The 17,720-nt window shown below is 58.3% G+C and carries 17 protein-coding genes and 2 tRNA genes; 9 read left to right on the top strand and 10 right to left on the bottom strand.

The window, feature by feature from the left end; translation table 11 throughout:
- Positions 1 to 108 precede the first annotated feature (108 nt).
- A complete protein-coding gene (locus tag DTJ15_RS05800) occupies positions 109 to 1,071 on the top strand; it encodes a glycosyl transferase (RefSeq protein ID WP_249109643.1) in 963 nt (320 codons plus the stop codon).
- Here the strand turns inward: DTJ15_RS05800 and DTJ15_RS05795 are convergent.
- The 4 genes from DTJ15_RS05795 to DTJ15_RS05780 form a co-directional block, all read right to left on the bottom strand.
- Complete coding sequence (locus DTJ15_RS05795; RefSeq protein ID WP_249085860.1) at positions 1,068 to 2,576, bottom strand: efflux transporter outer membrane subunit; 1,509 nt, start codon at positions 2,574 to 2,576, stop codon at positions 1,068 to 1,070. The two genes, DTJ15_RS05800 and DTJ15_RS05795, sit on opposite strands and share 4 nt — an antisense overlap.
- 1 nt (position 2,577) lies before the next feature.
- Positions 2,578 to 3,489, bottom strand: a complete 912-nt coding sequence (locus tag DTJ15_RS05790) for an HlyD family secretion protein (RefSeq protein ID WP_043558041.1) — start codon at positions 3,487 to 3,489, stop codon at positions 2,578 to 2,580.
- A gap of 14 nt (positions 3,490 to 3,503) precedes the next feature.
- Entirely contained in the window at positions 3,504 to 3,698 is a 195-nt protein-coding gene (locus tag DTJ15_RS05785; RefSeq protein WP_043558458.1) for a DUF1656 domain-containing protein, read from the bottom strand.
- A gap of 348 nt (positions 3,699 to 4,046) precedes the next feature.
- Positions 4,047 to 4,490, bottom strand: a complete 444-nt coding sequence (locus DTJ15_RS05780) for a hypothetical protein (protein ID WP_043558039.1) — start codon at positions 4,488 to 4,490, stop codon at positions 4,047 to 4,049.
- A gap of 354 nt (positions 4,491 to 4,844) precedes the next feature.
- Between DTJ15_RS05780 and DTJ15_RS05775 the strand changes: the two genes are divergently transcribed.
- From DTJ15_RS05775 to DTJ15_RS05750, 6 genes are all read left to right on the top strand, one after another.
- On the top strand, positions 4,845 to 5,963 hold the full coding sequence (locus DTJ15_RS05775; RefSeq protein WP_227656498.1) for an extracellular solute-binding protein: 1,119 nt from the start codon (positions 4,845 to 4,847) through the stop codon (positions 5,961 to 5,963).
- Positions 5,960 to 6,454, top strand: a complete 495-nt coding sequence (locus tag DTJ15_RS05770) for a YcgN family cysteine cluster protein (RefSeq protein ID WP_043558037.1) — start codon at positions 5,960 to 5,962, stop codon at positions 6,452 to 6,454. Before DTJ15_RS05775 ends, DTJ15_RS05770 begins: the two co-directional genes overlap by 4 nt.
- Before the next feature lie 7 nt (positions 6,455 to 6,461).
- Positions 6,462 to 7,133 carry a M48 family metallopeptidase gene (locus DTJ15_RS05765; RefSeq protein ID WP_166651578.1) on the top strand — a complete coding sequence of 224 codons (672 nt, stop codon included), beginning with the start codon at positions 6,462 to 6,464 and terminating at the stop codon, positions 7,131 to 7,133.
- Positions 7,134 to 7,149: 16 nt separating this feature from the next.
- Positions 7,150 to 7,236: transfer RNA gene (locus DTJ15_RS05760), tRNA-Leu, on the top strand.
- Between the two features lie 113 nt (positions 7,237 to 7,349).
- Positions 7,350 to 9,017: an ATP-dependent endonuclease gene (locus DTJ15_RS05755; protein ID WP_249109642.1), complete on the top strand. Its 1,668-nt coding sequence runs from the start codon at positions 7,350 to 7,352 to the stop codon at positions 9,015 to 9,017.
- Positions 9,018 to 9,048: 31 nt separating this feature from the next.
- Positions 9,049 to 9,807 (top strand): tetratricopeptide repeat protein, encoded by a 759-nt coding sequence (locus DTJ15_RS05750; protein ID WP_249109641.1) that lies wholly within the window; start codon positions 9,049 to 9,051, stop codon positions 9,805 to 9,807.
- Positions 9,808 to 9,831: 24 nt separating this feature from the next.
- Here the strand turns inward: DTJ15_RS05750 and DTJ15_RS05745 are convergent, their stop codons facing one another.
- The 3 genes from DTJ15_RS05745 to rplM all read right to left on the bottom strand — a co-directional run bounded on the left by DTJ15_RS05745 (position 9,832) and on the right by rplM (position 12,117).
- Positions 9,832 to 10,917 carry a branched-chain amino acid aminotransferase gene (locus DTJ15_RS05745; RefSeq protein ID WP_249109640.1) on the bottom strand — a complete coding sequence of 362 codons (1,086 nt, stop codon included), beginning with the start codon at positions 10,915 to 10,917 and terminating at the stop codon, positions 9,832 to 9,834.
- Positions 10,918 to 11,131: 214 nt separating this feature from the next.
- Entirely contained in the window at positions 11,132 to 11,635 is a 504-nt protein-coding gene (gene rpsI, locus DTJ15_RS05740) for a 30S ribosomal protein S9 (RefSeq protein WP_043558030.1), read from the bottom strand.
- 11 nt (positions 11,636 to 11,646) lie between these two features.
- Complete coding sequence (gene rplM / locus DTJ15_RS05735) at positions 11,647 to 12,117, bottom strand: 50S ribosomal protein L13 (RefSeq protein WP_043558027.1); 471 nt, start codon at positions 12,115 to 12,117, stop codon at positions 11,647 to 11,649.
- 355 nt (positions 12,118 to 12,472) lie between these two features.
- Here rplM and DTJ15_RS05730 point away from each other — a divergent pair, with 355 nt between their 5' ends.
- Positions 12,473 to 14,128, top strand: coding sequence for a hypothetical protein (locus DTJ15_RS05730; protein ID WP_249089514.1), 1,656 nt, complete (start codon positions 12,473 to 12,475; stop codon positions 14,126 to 14,128).
- Between the two features lie 53 nt (positions 14,129 to 14,181).
- Here the strand turns inward: DTJ15_RS05730 and DTJ15_RS05725 are convergent.
- Positions 14,182 to 14,257, bottom strand: a tRNA-His gene (locus DTJ15_RS05725).
- Between the two features lie 274 nt (positions 14,258 to 14,531).
- Here DTJ15_RS05725 and DTJ15_RS05720 point away from each other — a divergent pair.
- Positions 14,532 to 15,986 carry a SulP family inorganic anion transporter gene (locus tag DTJ15_RS05720; protein ID WP_043558022.1) on the top strand — a complete coding sequence of 485 codons (1,455 nt, stop codon included), beginning with the start codon at positions 14,532 to 14,534 and terminating at the stop codon, positions 15,984 to 15,986.
- Positions 15,987 to 16,055: 69 nt separating this feature from the next.
- Here the strand turns inward: DTJ15_RS05720 and hflX are convergent, their stop codons facing one another.
- Together hflX and hfq are read right to left on the bottom strand one after the other, a co-directional pair.
- The gene (gene hflX, locus DTJ15_RS05715; RefSeq protein ID WP_249085865.1) at positions 16,056 to 17,378 is read right to left on the bottom strand and encodes a GTPase HflX; all 1,323 of its coding nucleotides are present in this window, start codon (positions 17,376 to 17,378) and stop codon (positions 16,056 to 16,058) included.
- A gap of 106 nt (positions 17,379 to 17,484) precedes the next feature.
- Complete coding sequence (gene hfq / locus DTJ15_RS05710) at positions 17,485 to 17,712, bottom strand: RNA chaperone Hfq (RefSeq protein WP_081563414.1); 228 nt, start codon at positions 17,710 to 17,712, stop codon at positions 17,485 to 17,487.
- Positions 17,713 to 17,720 lie beyond the last annotated feature (8 nt).

Here is a 17,720-nt window from a genome sequence, read left to right as displayed (position 1 = left end):
TTCTTTCCCAAAGAAGTGGTGTGCCTGTAAGGTAAGGTCAATAGAGAATGAATTTTTGCCCGTGCATTTCCCGACACTTTCCCAGACCTTGCCGAAAGACAGTTCTTCATGCTGCATGCTGACAGCCCCTCCCCTGCCAACCTTTCCCGCCGCCTCATCATTACAGGCAGCGACAGCCGTTATTTTCCCCTGCTTCAGGAGCTGGTCGCTTCCATCCGCCGCTTCCCGGAGCTGGCCGGGCTGCCGGTCGCCTGCATTGATGGCGGGCTGAAGCGGAAACAGGTCACATGGCTGGAGCAGAATGGCATCACTGTCCGTACCCCGAGAGCCTTTCCTCATGTCTCACGATGGGCCATGCGCAGGCGTCCCAATCTGGCCATCGAACTCTCCAAGATGTGGCTGGACCAGCTCTTCCCGGAGCATGACACGCTGGTATGGATCGATGCAGATGCCTGGGTGCAGGACTGTCAGGCCGTGGAGCTTCTCTTCCAGGCCGCCGAGCAGACGCCGCACGCTCTGGCCATCACGCCGGAACTCTTCCTGCACAAGCCGCTGTTCCGGCTGCGCTGGCTGCCCTTCGGCCTCGTGCAGCTCCGCACCATCCTGTACAAGAATTCCCGTCTGGCCCGGCTGCCCCGGGCGATATGCCGTCATATCGGCGTGCGCCCCACCCTCAATGCCGGTGTTTTCGCCCTCTCCCGCACGGCTCCGCACTGGCCCCGGCTCCGCCACTGGCAGGAAGAAGCCCTGCGGCACGGCAAGATATTCAGCTCCGGCCAGCTCGCCATGGCCCTGACAAGCTATCACGATGGCTACGCCACCGCCCTGATGCCTGCCGGATGCAACTATCTGGGACCGTGGCAGATCGACTCACGAACGGGCCTGCTCTGCGAGGTCACTTTTCCGCACCGCCCTGTCGGCATCGTCCATCTCGCCGGGCACGACGCCATGCGGCTGGACCCGACCGTGACGATGGACGTGCCCGACCGGGCAGGAGGAACACATGCCCTCAACCTGCGGTTCAGCACGATGCAGGCTTACCGGGACACCCGCCAGCCAGATATGACCTAACGGCTGAAGGCCCGCAGGATCATGTCCTTGCTCTCATGCTGTTCCACCTTCAGGGTGGTATTGGAAAGTTCCCGCCCCTGCCAACCGGCACCGAAGGCAATATAGAGCGAGATGGCATCATCCATGCGCTTGCCGGTAGCCGACACGGCGGCCACCCGGCGGGACAGGTAGGTCTGCTGGGAGTTGAGAACATCCAGATAGCCCGTCAGCCCGGCGGCATAGAGCTTGCGGGCACGGGACAGGGCCAGACCGGCCTGCGTGGCGGCCTCCCGTTCTTCCCGCACCAGCTCGCTGTCCTGATGCCAGTCATCGAGGCTGTCTTCCACTTCCCGAAAAGCATTCAGAACGGTCTGACGATATTGCAGGCGACTGGCCTCCGCCTCACTTCTGGCCTGGGCGATCTGGGCGCTGTATTTACCCCCATGCAGGATGGGCAGGGAGGCCATCATCATGACATTCCAGCTCATCCCTCCAATCTGGAACGCCTGATAGGCGGCAGAGGCATTGGGATTGAAGGTCAGCGGGATGCTGAAATTGGGATACAGATTGGAAATCGTGATTCCGATGCGGGAGACGCTCGCCGCATAGCGCCGCTCGGCCGAACGGATGTCAGGCCGGTTGGTCAGCACGGCGGAAGGCAGCATAGCCGGGAACGGGGGCAGGGTCGGGATGGGCCGCCGCTCTTCAAGATCAGGCTGTTCCTTACCGGGCATCTCACCCATCAGCACGTTGATGGCATGGATGAGCTGCTCCTGCCGCGCCCGCAAGGGGGGCAGACGAGCCAGCTCGGCATGTTCTTCCGTCCGGGACTGGGCAATGGCCAGCGTATTGCCGACGCCATTATTGAAGAGCCTCTCCACCAGCTGGGTACTGTCCCGAGCCGTGCGGATGGAATCCTCTGTCACGCTCATGCGGGTCTGGATGGTCCGCAGCTCAACATAGTCTGTCACCAGCTGGCTCAGCAGAGAGAGCAGCAGCCCCCGCCGCTCCTCGATGCTGACTTCCACCAGCCTCTTACGCTCCTGCACCTGCCGGGAGATATGGCCAAAAACATCAATCTCCCAGCTTGCCCGGGCACCATAGGTCAGCACAGACGCATGGGGGTGATTATTCGGGTTGCCCGGGCGCAGGGGCCAGTTGTCAACATTGATGGAGTAGCGGTTGTCTCCCCCACCCGCATTGGCATCCAGCTGGGGATACCAGTTGGCCTGTGCCTGCCGCCGGACAGACTGCTCGGCCAGAACATGCTGGGTGGCCACCTGAAGGTCGTAATTCCCTCTGATGGTCTGCTCCACCAGTCTGTCCAGAACAGGATCGTGAAACTGCGCCCACCAGTCCCGGAGGTTGGCTTCCGTCTCGGCAATTTCCTCCTTGGTGGCGGGGTGGGGCTCACTGGCAAAATGGCCCGGCACTTTCATCCTGTCCGGCCTGTATTCCGGTCCGACCATGCAGGACGTCAAGAAAAGACAGCTGCTGACAACAAGGGGAACAAACCGCATCTTCATCTCACAGGTGATCCTGCAGCCATGTCGTCAACAGCCCCCTGCCTCCGGCTTTTGCCTTCCCCACCGCCACGGTGGCTGTCATGCCTGCAGACAGAATGACCTCTGGCGGCATCTCATCAATTTCAATACGCACGGGAATACGCTGAGCCAGCCTTACCCATGTGAAGATCGGATTCACATCTGGCAGGCCGAGCCTGTCCGACATGCCGTTTGCATCATTGATGCCTCGGCCAATACTGACGACATGCCCCCGCAGGACATGACGATATCCCATGAGCTTGATACGGGCCTCATCACCAACATGCACACCATGCATCTTGGTTTCTTCAAAATAACCATAGACCCAATAGCTGTTCGCATCGATCACGGCCATGCGGGACTGTCCAGCCGTCACATAATCACCGACACGCAGATTGAGATTGGTCACGTAGCCATCCACGGCAGAATAGACCGTGGAACGCTGGAGATTGAGCAGGGCCGTATCGAGGGCAGACCGGGCTTCTTCCAGCCGTGCCCGGCGTACTTCCATCTCGGAGTCGAACACATCCTGTTCCTCACGGGACACGACGCCACCAAGCCCGCGCCGCCTCTTCGCATTCATGACGCTCAGCTTGTAATCTTCCGTCACACCCGCCAGACGGGCCCGTGCCTCATCGATCCTGAGCCTGAAACGCAGTGGATCCACCGTGAAAAGCGGATCCCCCTTATGAACGAACTGGTTGTCCACAACCGGAACAGATACGACCGTTCCCGACACTTCAGGCGTGGCCGTAACGACGTAAACACGGACACGACCATCACGTGTCCAGGGATCAAGGACATAAAGGTCCCACACGACATACCCCAGACCAATAGCCAGAGCGATGATGATCAGTGTCAGCAATGGACGTACAAGACGCCGAAACCAGTTCATACCCCCGCTCCACCTCAGACGAAAATAACCAGAAGACAGAGAACACAGACATACAGGGCAATCTCGAACAGGGCGACATGCCAGAACCAGCCCAATGCTCCGAGACGCCACAACACATAGCGCAGGGCCAGAGTCACCAGCACTGCGCAGACAGCATAAACAGCTATTGGAGAAACGAACACTCCGCAGAGGCTGACTTCCGAAAGCATCATGCGCCGCAATCCCCGAAAGAACGGGACCGTGCGGGTGATGTGTCTGATGCTTTGCTCACGTTGTTCCCTATCGCACCTGCAAAAGGCCCGGTGTCCGTCCAGACGGGCCGGACTCTGCTTCCTCCCGAAGGTACCATGCCGGGTATCCATCCAGAGGACGACACGGCACCACCGCCAGGCCATCTTCCCGTTTCAACCACAGAGGCAGAAGCAGCTCTTACCACTTCTTAACGTCAATTACAGGCGTCTGACCAGATGAAACCCACCTGGAAACAGAAAGCCCATAGCAGAAGCGGCCCCTGAAGGCCGCTTCTTTTGTCTCATATGCCTATGGAACCGACAAAATCACTTTTTCCGGCGTGTGAAGACACCTTTGGCCATACGCCATGCCTGCCCACCCGCATAACGGCCCACCGGACCACTGGCGAGACCAAGCAGGGACGTCAACGCAAAGCTCTGCTTCAGCTCATGCATCTTCCTGTCCCGCTCCATGCGGGCGCGGGCCTCTGCCAGGCCGGAATGACCGGCACGCACCGCCAGAAGCAGGAAAATGATGAAGAACAGCAGGTCTATCCCCAGTACACAGGTAGCAGACAGCAGAAGACCCAGATGGCAGACCTGCCTGAAAAAGGCCCAGAACACTCCGTGCAGGGTAATGGCTGCAAAGCCGAGAAACACGAGAGCCACAACAAGGAAGCACAGCCGGATACCGTGCCGTTTTGCACATTCCCTGAAAATTTTTCCCTGGGCAGCGAGCACTGCCTGACCAAGTTCCAGTAGACCATTCATGATACGACTGCTGCCCCTTCCAGATTCATGAAAAACACCAAGGCCCTTGCCAGAGGGAGGACAGAACACACCCCTCCACCGACCATTCCCTCACCTATAGCACTGCACGGGAAAAAGCCAAAGCACCTCACGAAGCGGCGCTACCCACCCCTCATTAAAGGTTGAATGGAAAATATTTCCCTATTCTATCAAGAAAAAAAGGCATAAAGATGTTCTGATTCTTTTTTCTTCTCCCCTCTGTAACGAAGTTTCAAGAATCATCATGTAATATCCTTTCATCTCAACCACTTCCATGCATTTATCCTGTCCATTGAATCCCACCGCCACCTCAAGTCCGTACGGTGCCGCTACGTCATGAAAACAGTCCGCCCCCGGAGCTGCCAGAAACACCCCTCACTGCCCCACACGGGGCACCGTCTGTTCCGTTCCATCATGCGGGCGGTTTGTCCTGTCAGGCAGTTCCTGGACAAAATTCATCCATCCATCGGGCGTTTGCCTGCACTCTGTCTGGCCCTCACAGCCATGGCTGGCGCAGCCCCTGTCTCCGCCATGGCGGATGCGGCCAGCACACAGACCGACCCTGCCCCACAGGACAGGACCTATTACTGGGCCATTCCAGAGCATGATCTCATCGGCCCGATACTGCGTGATTCCACCTCCATGAATCTTGCTTTCCTGAGCCGTGAAGGACGTGGACTGGACGAAATAGAACAGCAGGCCCTTGCCTATCCACAGACCGTACAGGCCATCATGCTGAACAGCACGGAATCGGCCATCGCCTGTGCACGAGCCTGGTTGCAGCCCCTCCATGCCCTGGGCCGTTGTGGTCGGCCGGCCGGTTTTTTCCGCAATGTCCTCTTCTGGGATACATCCCGCATCACCACCCCACCACATTGGCCAACATTGTGGGATGTTGCCCGCTATCCCGGACAGCGAGCCTTCTTCCAGGGCCCCCGCATGACGCTGGAGATTGCCCTGCTGGCCGATGGCGTCCCCCCCAACCAGGTCTACGCCCAGCTCTCCACCCCGGCAGGGATCGACCGGGCCTTCCACAAGCTCAACCAGCTGCGGCCCTACATAATCTGGTGGCGCTCTCCCTCCGAGGCCTACCATATCCTCCAGAAACAGGCCGTGCTGATGGGAATCACCCCCGGCGCCATCATTCTCTCTCCCAAGGCAAGGAACACACTGGTGCGACCTTATCAGGCAGAGATGGGCAACGTTCTGTACAGTCCCGCCATGTGGGCAATTCCGGCGACACTGCCCACTGAGCAGGCCAACGAAATCCGCACCCTCCTGCTGAAGAACCCACCACACCTGCCCTATCCTCCTTCCCCCATTCCTGCCGAATCACTTGAAATCAGCGACGGTTTCTGGGCAACACATGAGCTGCTGCTGAGTGAGCGCTTTAACGCATGGCTCACCCACACTCCTCTTTCCAGGCCCCTGACGACAGAACAGACCACACGATGACAGATCACCTTCCCTTCTGGCGGACCACTTCCCTTCAGGACATGACAGCCAGCCAATGGGAATCTCTCTGTGACGGCTGTGGCCGCTGTTGCCTGAACAAGCTGCGGGACGAAGACACCGATGAGATCATCTGGACGGACGTTTCCTGCCGTCTCCTTGATACCCAGACATGCCGCTGCACCGACTATGAGCGACGCCAGAAAAAAATTCCGGACTGCATCTCCCTGACCCCGGCCCTGCTGGACGACATCGACTGGCTGCCCCCGAGCTGCGCCTATCGCCTCCTGCGGGACGGGTTCGACCTGCCGGAATGGCATCCCCTTCGCAGTGGAACGGACGACACCGTGCTGAAGGCCGGCGCCTCGGCCAGTGGCCGCTGCATCAGCGAACGCCGGGCCGGCCTGCTGGAAAACCACATCGCCGACTGGCCCGGTACCTGGCCGGAGGGCGCCCCACCCTGCGTTGCGCTCCGTCAGAATGGTAACAGCTGACACTCCCGTGCTTCTTCCACCCGTTCTCTGGCGCATGTCCTCCCGGGCCCGGCGGATCATTCTCCGTCTGGACCTCCGCCGACGGGCCATTGTCATCACCCTCCCTGCCGGAGCCACCCGCCAACAGGGGCTGCGCTTCCTCCAGAGCCAGTCACAATGGCTGGCACAGGCCATGGCAGACCTCCCTCCTCCGGCAGTCGATCAGGGCCAGATATGGCTGGAGGGGCAGGCCATTCCCATCCTCCCCACCATAATACTGGATGGCCGTACACGCCTGACAGACAAAGGGCTGCATGTGGGCCACCCTCCCGAAGAACATGCCCGCCATCTGCTCTCCTTTCTGAAGCGCCGTGCCGAAAGCCTGTTCCCGCCCCTCTTCCGGCAACAGAGCCTCCGTATGGAGGCCTCACCAGCAAAATTCAGCCTGCGGGATGTCAAAAGCCGCTGGGGCAGCTGCACAAGGCAAGGGCGCATCATGCTCAGCTGGCGGCTCATCATGGCTCCGCCGGACATCTACACCTACGTGATGGTGCATGAGCTCGCCCATCTGCGCCATTTCAACCATGGGCCGGCCTTCTGGGCGCTTGTGGACCAATACGCCCCGGGCGGACAGCCGGGCCGCAAAAAAGCTGAAAAATGGCTTTCACAGAATGGTGCTCATCTGCTGGCCATGATATAAAACGCCCGCTTCCTCTGCGCGCTTGGCGGAATGGTAGACGCACGAGACTTAAAATCTCGAGTTCGGTCAGAACGTGCGGGTTCAAGTCCCGCAGCGCGCACCAGAGAAGGCGGGAGGGCTTCATTTCCGCAAAAGCATTCCTGTCGATCTTTGAAGGATGCTATAATCAGCTTCCCGGGGAAAAACGTTTCCTCATGAAAACACGATGATATTGTCATGATCGAAAGCATAAAACTCAAGTTTGGATCCGGTGCCGGGGAGCCACCACTAGAATTCAGACCAGACAAGATCACAATTTTTGTTGGTCCCAACAATTCAGGAAAAAGCAGGATACTTGGAGAAATAAAAGACCAGTACCGTGACCGGGTGATAATGGAAGAAGCCCTATTTTCAGATATAACGGATGATGAAATATACGAAACATTCATTAGAGAAACACCTCTCACTTCCCGTGAAGAAGTAGACGAAGCTTACAAAAATAATGCCTCAGTGTTCACCAAGAATGGTTCAGGAAAATTACATATCAAATACGCTTTTGATGCTTTAAAGAAGCACCAAAACCTACCACAGCATAGTAACAACTTACCTTCTTTTTATCTATCTTCACGTACAATATTTCTTGACGGAAAAGGCCGCACGAACCTCATCGAAAACCAAGACATGGGCGACCTTCAGAAAGATCCGGTATCCAGTTTCCAGAAACTTTTTCAGAATAACGAATTACGAAAGAAATTTCGTGAGGTAATTTTCCAATCCCTAAAATATCACGTTGTAATTGATCCAACACTGGGGGGAAAACTTCGTTTAAGACTGTCTCCTGCCCCCCCTCCCAGCGATGAAATAGAGAAGGGCCTGGACACGCCATCCGTTACCTTTCATAAAGAGGCCCAGCTACTTACGGAGGCAAGTGACGGGGCCAAAGCCTTTGTCGGCATCCTGTCCGAAATAATGGCAGGGGATCCCCATCTCCTGATAATGGATGAACCCGAGGCCTTTTTACACCCGCCTCTTGCTTTCAAACTAGGACTTGAAATAGCAAAACAGCTTCAGCAGAATGCTGAAAACAAGCAAATGTTTGCAGCCACGCACAGTCCCCACTTTCTCATGGGATGCATACAGGCTGCCGTCCCAATAAGCATAGTCAGACTGACATACCATAAAAATCATGCCACTGCCCGAATACTTGATAATAATCAACTATCCGATCTAATGAAGAAACCTTTACTGCGTTCGACAGGTGTAATGGAGGGACTCTTCTATGAAAGTGTCATCATAACTGAAGCTGACTCAGATCGGGCCTTCTATCAGGAAATCAATGAACGTCTGCTGGAAGTTGGGAGAGGGGTACCCAACTGTCTCTTCCTGAATGCTCAGAACAAACAGACCATTCCTGAAATAATGGCTCCGTTAAGAAAAATAGGCATACCAGCAGCAGCCATATGCGATATTGATTTTTTCAAGTGTGGAAACAACGAACTGAACAAGTTCTTGAAGGCCTCACATATCCCAACAGCGAGAGAAGATACAATAAGAATGGAGAGAAAAAAAATAGATGAAAAATTGCGCCAGAAAAATGAAAATTACAAAACAAATGGAGGAATAAATCTTCTTGATGAAGATGACCTCGTCTTTTCCAAAGAGCATATTACTTACTGGAAAGATTACGGTATTTTCATCATTCCCCACGGAGAACTGGAGGCATGGCTGCCTGATCTGAACATACCTGGCCACGGTTCAAAATGGCTGGTCTCTGCATTTGAGAAAATGGGAGATGATCCAAATACAGATGGCTATGTCAGACCAGAACAAGGAGACGTCTGGGATTTCATTGATCAGATCGCAGAATGGCTGGATAATCCCAACAGACGAGGAATTCCTCCATAGTCCCTCCAGTTCAACAGAGTTAAGGAACATCATGGTTTTCAACCGGCTTAACCAGTTCTTCACCGACTCTTCAGCCTGTCGGCCACGAAAACCTGACCTGCCGGACAATCTTGCAGAAATCTACCAGAAGGCACGGAACGGCCATGTACTGGAGCAGGTTCTCTGGGGGAAAGCCCTGCTGGACAGCGAGTATGTCCCCCGGGATGTGGACAAAGCACGGGAGTGGTTCACCATTGCGGCTTCTGCCAGTTATGGCCCGGCCCACAACATGCTGGGCCGCTGTTCACAGTTCGGCTGGGGGTGCCCGCTGGATCTGACAGAAGCTGTCCGCCATTACAGCCGGGCTGCGCAGCTGGATGACCTGTGGGGCATCTACAATCTCGGCATCTGCCACATGCGGGGCCTGGGAGTGCAGGCAGACCGGCGAACCGCCTTCCTTCTCTTCCGTCGGGCAGCTCTGCGAGGCCATGCGAAGTCCATGAACCTGCTGGCCCGTTTCATTGAGGAGGGATGGGAGACCCCCGCCAATCCCCTTGCCGCTCTGGAATGGTATCAGCGCTCTGCTGACGGAGGCGATTACCGGGGGCAGCATAATTATGCTACCGCCCTGATGGGTATGGGGCAGCCGGAAGATGCTCTGCGCTACTGGCGCATGGCCGTAAAGGACGCCACGCCAGATATTCTTCAGGCCATGCAGCGGGAACTGGAAAGGCCCGGAGCCCCACAGGACCCGGACCTCATGGAAACACTCAGGCAGCGGCTGAAAACAGTCCTGCCGGGCGATGACTGACAACACCCGGCCTGCGCTCTTCCCTCACAGGGAAACGGTATGAACCCAGCCGAACGGGTCCGCTTCCTCACCACGCTGGAGAGCGCACAGGGCGTTGCGCAGCTTCATGGTAACCGGCCCAGCCGTTTTCCCATCACCAAATGCCACGGAGCCAGCATCCCGGCGGAATTCGCCAATCGGTGAAATGACTGCCGCCGTGCCGCAGGCAAAGGCCTCCGTGATCTCACCAGCAGCGGCAGCCCTGAAGACATCATCTATGGCCAGAGGCTCCTCAACCATGGTCAGGCCCATCCTGCGGCCCAGCTTGAGGATGCTGTCCCTCGTGATGCCTCGCAGAATCGTCCCACCAAGCGGTGGTGTGACCACACTGCCATCCTTGCGGACGAACATGACGTTCATGCCGCCCATTTCATCAATGAAGCGGCGTTCCTTCGCATCAAGGAACAGCACCTGGCTACAGCCATGGTCCGCCGCCTCCTGCTGGGGCAGCAGACTGGCTGCGTAATTGCCCCCACATTTGGCCTCACCCGTGCCACCGGGAGCCGCCCGTGTATACTGCTCCGACACCCAGACCGGGATGCTGCCATTACCACTGAAATACCCCCCTACAGGGCTGGCCAGCACGACGAACAGATATTCATTGGCCCGTTTCACGCCAAGAAACACTTCATTGGAGATCATGAACGGCCGCAGATAGAGGCTCTGCTCCGGATTGGTGGGCACCCAGTCATGATCCACCTTCAGCAGGGCCTTGATGGACCCGAGGAAGAGCTCCTCCGGCAGCTCGGCCATGGAAAGGCGGCGGGCTGACGCCGCAAACCGGGCAGCATTGGCCTCCGGCCGGAACAGCGTAACAGCCCCCCCCTTGCCACGATAGGCTTTCAGCCCCTCGAAAATCTCCTGCCCATAATGCAGGACGGTCGATGCCGGGTCGATCTGCAAAGGCTGACGAGGAATAATTCTGGCGTCATGCCAGCCCTTTTCATCCGTATAACGGATGATGGCCATATGGTCCGTAAAGACACGCCCGAACTTTGGGTCCACCATCAGGGCCTGCCGCTGCTCGGCTGATGTAGGGGTCTCTGTCCGTTCAATGCTGAACTCTGCCATGATGCTTCCTGCCTTCCCGGTCGGTTCAAAGATGTCACATTTCGGAATTTATGTGCTGTTCCGTCAAGAGACTAATATATGGAATACTATGTCTTTCAAGACCATATTTTTGAAACTTTATTTCATGAATGCCAGACATGCACCATAAAAAAACCCCCACCCGGCAGGGTGAGGGTTTTTCCGGCGCAGGCCAGTTTTCCGTATGGCTGAAAGATCAGCGCTTGGAGAACTGGAAGGAACGGCGGGCCTTGGCCTTACCGTACTTCTTACGCTCGACGACACGGCTGTCACGCGTCAGGAAGCCAGCCATCTTCAGCACACCACGCAGCTCCGGCTCGTAGTGGGTCAGGGCACGGGAGATACCGTGACGGACCGCACCAGCCTGACCGGAAAGACCACCGCCAGTGACCGTGCAATACACGTCAAACTGGTTGTAGCGATCTGTCAGCAGGAAGGGCTGGGTGATCAGCATGCGCAGCACGGGGCGTGCGAAATAGTTCGTGACCGGGCGGCCGTTGACGGTGATCTCACCCTTGCCAGGCTTGATCCACACACGGGCGACGGCGTCCTTACGGCGGCCCGTTGCGTAGGAACGGCCCTGCGCATCACGCTTGGCTTCATAGACGGGAGCTGCATTGGCAACAGCAGGAGCCGCATTGGCCAGGTCCTGCAAAGTGCCGGTAAGCTCGGCGGCGGGGCGCTCTTGAGTTTCTGACATGATGACAGGCCTTACTGACGTTTCAGGGTATTCTTGCGGTTCAGGGAAGCAACGTCCAGCTTGACGGGCTTCTGACCCTCATGCGGGTGCTCCGTGCCGGCATAGACGTACAGGTGCTTCATCTGGGCGCGCTGGAGCGGACCACGGGTGATCATGCGCTCGACAGCCTTCTCCACGACCTGACCGGGGTTCTTGCCCTCGAGACGCTGAGTGATGGTGCGCTCCTTGATGCCACCCGGATGGCCGGTGTGGTAATGGAAGAGCTTCTGGCCGACCTTGTTGCCTGTCAGGGCGATCTTCTCGGCGTTGATGACGACAACCGCATCACCGCAATCAACATGCGGGGTGTACTGCGGCTTGTGCTTGCCGCGCAGACGGTTGGCAATGATGGTGGCGAGACGGCCCAGAACCAGCCCTTCGGCATCGATCAGGATCCAGTTTCTCGTCACCTCCGCGGGTTTCAGCGAAAGTGTGGTCTTCATGACGTATCATTTCCAGTTTGAGATGCCACGGACAATGCGGCATCAGGAAAAGGACTGCCCCGACGATGCCGGCTCCGTAAGAGGCCAGACACCCTGAAAGCCGGAAACAGATTCAGGATGTGGGCGTTATTGCGGGAGACGGGAAAAAGGTCAAGCCCTTTAATTCTGGACCATTGCGCCACAAGCGGCAGAGAACAGCCATTTTTTATGATGTGGTATTAAAATACCGCAAAATAATCCCTTCTTTCTGCCTCCTTCCGGCAGCAGACAGCTCCATCCCCATTTGCTCATGCCTCTGCCAAAGGGTATTGTGCCGGTTCGCATATCAAGAGTGCCCAAGTGAGGTAAGTGCAGCATGCAACGGTTACGGCTTCCCCTCTGTCTGGCCCTCCTCATCCTGATTCTGGGGGGACTGGGCATCTACCGCGAGGCCGGAATCCGTCTTTCCCACGCACTGGACCGGTTCCGGGCTGCCCTGCCTGCCGGGGCGGACTTTCATTACAGCGAGGTCCGGCCCGCATTCCTGCTTGGCGGGGTGACCCTGTATGATGTGTCGTTCCATTATCAGGCGACAGATTTCCACGCCCGGCGTGTCCGTTTCGGCTACCCCAAGCTGCTTTCCAGCGGAACCCTGAGACTGGCCAGCCTCCTGCTGGATTCACCCAGCTATACCGACCAGACACACCACATCACGGCAGACGAAGCGTCGTTCCATCACCTCCATATCCCCTCCTCGGCAGAAACGCTGCATGAAGGTCATGGCGAAGCGGACAGCATGCGCTCCCTGGCAGCCATCATGTCGTTTGAACCGGAAGACGTGACAGCCCTGCGCTTTGAACAGATGCAGCTGACAAAACTGCGTGTCTCACCATCAGAAAACGCCCCGCCCATTGCGGCTGGCTCCGCAGTTGCACGCCCGTTCACCATAAAAACACTGTCGGCTGACAACCTGATCGTTGAAGGCTACGGGCAGGGACTCCGTGTCCATACACTCATGAACGGCCTGTCCCTCTCCGTTTCCCTCCCCGGCGGCAAAAACAGCCTCTTCCCGCCAGTATTGCAGCAGATCCTCCTGCCCGGGAACACGGACGCCACGCCCGGGGCCAAATCTCCCATGGAACTGAATCTGGCCCTCCAGCATCTGGAAGCCAGAGAAGGTTACATCCAGTGGCTGAAGCGCCCCTTCCAGCATGCAGGCAACCCGGCAGAAACATTCTGGCAGGACCCGGCAGCAACCCTGTGGGAAAAGCCTGGCAAACTGGAAATCAACGGCCTGTCCCTTCTCTTCAGCCGGACAGACCTGCGACGGACCCTCATCCTCACCCATCTGGCAGGCGAGCGGCGGGCCGGAGAGAATGATGATCTCCGCACGGAGGGAGACCTGTCCGGCCTGACGACCCGGCTCTCGCCCCCCCCCTCACTGCTGGCCTCTCCCGTGGCTCTGCCGACGGATTACCACATCATTGCCACCTCCCGGAAAAGGATGGGGGAATGGGACGAGACCCTCCAGCTCCGTACCCTTTTTGGCAAGGACAGCCCCGCCCTGATGTCCGTGGTCTTCAGTCTGCCTGACATCAATCCGTTCCATCTGGGCGATGACAGCGTGTCACGCTTCCTCCAGGCTGGGCAATGCCTGGGGACAGAGCTGACCGTGCAGGGGCTGGACATCTTCTCCTATTACGGCATCCTGACCCACCAGGCTGAAGCCTCCTCCGAAACGGACAAACCAGCCGATGGAACGGGCACTGCCAAACCCACACTGGAGTCTCCAAAAGGCTCCATGATGGCCGAACAGGGGTATGTCGTTACACCCCGCTTCAATGTTCTGGCCCTCCAGAAACCCATTCTGGCCCCTGTACTGGATTTCCTGCTGGCACCCGAACGGCGGACCCTCACCTTCAAGACCGGGCCGCTCTCTCTGGAGGAACTGGCCCATATCCCGAGCGACAGCAGCGACACGGCCAAATTCGACCGGCTGCATGTACTGAGTGTCACAACGCAGGACCAGTAAAGGCTCAGGAGAGCCTGCCTGCGTCACTCGACATCACGTTTTAGGGGAAATGCTGGGGCGAATGACGGGATTCGAACCCGCGACCACCGGTACCACAAACCGGCGCTCTACCAACTGAGCTACATCCGCCACACAGCGACCTGACATTTATTAAATCCTGCTTCTGCCGTCCAGCCCTCAAAAGCATTTTTGTCATATTTTTTTAGGACGTACCCCCTCCGGGCCGAAAAACCCGCCATCATGGGCCGATATCCGGTACGACATGGCCACAATGCTTCACAGCCTCCCGGCAGCCGCCTATAGTTGCCGCACAATTGGCCGCACCGGGCCGCCAGTACGGTGACCATGGCAGAACCTTGTATCTGCCCCACAGCCTCAACAGAGAGAAGGACCAGCCGCATTCATGGCCAGTGATTCCTACATCCAGCAATGGACCCAAAGACCCGTCAGGGAAATATTGGCAGGCATGGTGGGCACGTTCGCCCTCATTCCTGAAGTCATCGCCTTTTCCTACATTGCTGGCGTGTCACCGGCCGTCTCGCTGTTCGCTTCCTTCGTCATCTCCGTTTCCATCGCCATCTTCGGAGGCAGGCCGGGCATGATCTCCGGGGCCGCCGGGTCTGTTGCCCTGGTGCTGGCACCGCTCGTCCATGCCCATGGCCTCCAGTACATGCTGCTGGCCACCCTGATGGCCGGGGGCCTGCAGGTCATCTTCGGGCTGCTGCGCCTCCACTCCCTGATGCGCTTCGTCTCCAGCGAGGTCCGTACCGGCTTCGTCAACGCCCTGGCCATTCTCATCTTTTCCGCACAGGTCCCGCAGATGCTGGGAGTGAGCTGGCAGACCCATCTGCTCATCATCATCGGGCTGGTCATCATCTATCTTCTGCCCCGGCTCTCCAAGGCCATTCCCTCACCGCTCATCTGCATCATCGTACTGACGGCCATCACCATCATCCATCCGATGCCGGTCCGTACCATTGCGGACCTCGGGGCCCTGCCGACAGGCCTGCCGCAGTTCACCCTGCCACAGCTTCCCCTGAATGCTGAAACGCTCACCATCACCTTTCCGTATGCCCTGGCCGTGGCGGCTGTCGGACTGCTGGAATCCCTGATGACTGCCAGTGTGGTGGATGACCTGACGGACACGCACGGCACACCACAGAGAGAATGTACCGGGCTGGGAATCTCCAACATTTTCGTCGGCCTGTTCGGCGGGATTGCCGGATGCGGCATGATCGGCCAGACCGTCGGCAACCTGCGCTATGGCGGGCGTGGGCGGCTCTCCACCTTCACGGCAGGGGCCTTCCTCCTGCTGCTGATGGTCGTGCTGCACCCGTGGGTGGCCCGGGTGCCGGTCGCCGCCCTCGTGGCCATCATGATCATGGTGTCCGTCAGCACCTTCGCCTGGGGCAGCCTGAAAGACCTCTTCCACCACCCCAAGCTGACCAGCCTCGTGATGCTCGTCACCGTCGGCGTGGTCGTGCTGACCCACAATCTGGCGGCTGGCGTGCTCGTGGGCGTCCTGCTCTCCGGCCTGTTCTTTGCATGGCATACGGCCCGGCTGGTGCAGGTCCGCTCCACGGAAGAACATGACATACTGACCTACCACATACAGGGTCAGATCTTCTTTGCTTCAGCAGACCTGATGGCCGAGGCCATGACCTACACCACCCATGCCCACCGGGTGACGCTGGACCTTTCCCACGCGCGCTTCTGGGACATCACGGCCGTGCAGGCCCTCGAGAAGATTGTCGAGAAATTCCGCAAGCACGGCAAGGAGGTGACCGTCTGCGGGCTGGATCATGCCCAGCATGGCATCCTCACCGAGCAGTCCGACGAAAAGGCTTTCACCATCTGAAGGAGGCCCGACCTCGGCCTCCGGATACGGAAAACCCCGGCAGGATGACCTCGCCGGGGTTTTTCATGATCAGCCCTCCTGTTCCAGCATGAGGGGCAAGGCTGGAAACTGCCGGACAAAACGCTGCTGATCCGCCGGGAACAGACGGACCCGGAGATGCAGTCTCTCCTCATCATCCAGCCGTTCCATCACCTCCCCATGCTCATGAAGCCATGCCAGTGCGGCACCATCCGTGACAGGAACCTGCACCGAAAACTGCTTCATGGACCGTGTCATGAAGGCATCCAGAGCCTCCATGAGGTCCGGCAGCCCTTCCCCCGTCAGGGCGGACACGGCCACGCTGCCCTCACGGCGGGGCACGGCTTCCGTACCGCCCAGAAGATCGGCCTTGTTCAGCACCTCGATCGTCCGTTCCGGCCACGCCTCATCCAGCATCCCGTCGGCTGTCATGTCACCCAGAACGGACAGCACGTCCTCCCGCTGGGAGGCACTGTCCGGATGGGCGACATCACGCACATGCAGGATGATGTCTGCCTCCGCCACCTCTTCCAGCGTCGCCCGGAAGGCGGCGATCAGCTCGGTCGGCAGGTCGCTGATGAATCCCACCGTGTCGGACAGGATGACCCGACGGCCTGAAGGCAGGGTCAGGTTCCGCATGGTCGGGTCCAACGTGGCGAAGAGCTGGTCCTGCGCATGGACACCCGCCCCGGTGATCCGATTGAACAGGGTGGACTTTCCCGCATTGGTATACCCCACCAGAGCCACGACCGGGAACGGAACCTTGCGACGGGCATGGCGGTGCAGACCACGGGTCCGGCGGACCTGCTCCAGCTCCTTCCGCAGCTTGACCAGACGTTCATCCAGCATCCGCCTGTCCGCCTCGATCTGCGTTTCACCCGGGCCACCAAGGAAGCCGAACCCACCACGCTGCCGCTCCAGATGCGTCCAGAGCCGGACAAGACGGGACCGCTGATATTCCAGATGCGCCAGCTCCACCTGCAACACACCCTCCCGTGTCGCAGCTCTGGCTCCGAAAATATCCAGAATCAGGCCGGTCCGGTCCACCACCTTGCAGCCCATCTCTTTTTCCAGGTTGCGCTGCTGGGCGGGCGAAAGACGGGCATCGACCACCACCACGCCCACGGACTCCGCCTTGACGATCTCTGTCAGCTCCTCCAGCTGCCCCGCACCGAGGAGGGTCGCCGGGCGCTTCGTCCGCAGCGGATAAATGGCCGTATGGACGATCTCCAACCCGATGGAGGCCGCGAGCCCCACCGCCTCCTCCAGCCGGGCTTCTGCGGCTCGGCCTTCAGTGAAGGCCTGCTTCTCCGCAGGGAGAATGACGGCGGCGAGGGTGGGCTTGCGGGCGGTTTCCTTGGGCTGACGTCTCAAATCCGGAACATCCTGTCTTCAAAATCCTGTATCGGCCTTCTTCAGGCCCGCCTCATATGGGAGGGAGCCCTGCCAGACACAAGCACCCCCGGAAGAGAGGCACCAGTCAGGGCAGGTCCGAAAGAGCCGCCACGGGCATGATGGTGCTGATCGCATGTTTGTAGACGAGCTGCACATGCCCGTCCCGGCGGAGCAGCACACTGCGACCATCAAACCGTGTGATGACCCCCTGAAGCTTGACACCATTGACCAGAAAAACCGTCACCGGTTCTTCCCGCTGCTGCACATGGGCCAGAAACTGCTCCTGCACGTCGCCTGTTCTCTGTTCTGACATGGATTCCT

It is taken from the genome of Parasaccharibacter sp. TMW 2.1891 (assembly GCF_023337675.1).
In the GTDB taxonomy this organism is placed as follows: Bacteria; Pseudomonadota; Alphaproteobacteria; order Acetobacterales; family Acetobacteraceae; genus Bombella; species Bombella apis.
This window is presented reverse-complemented; position numbering and strand designations above follow the sequence as displayed.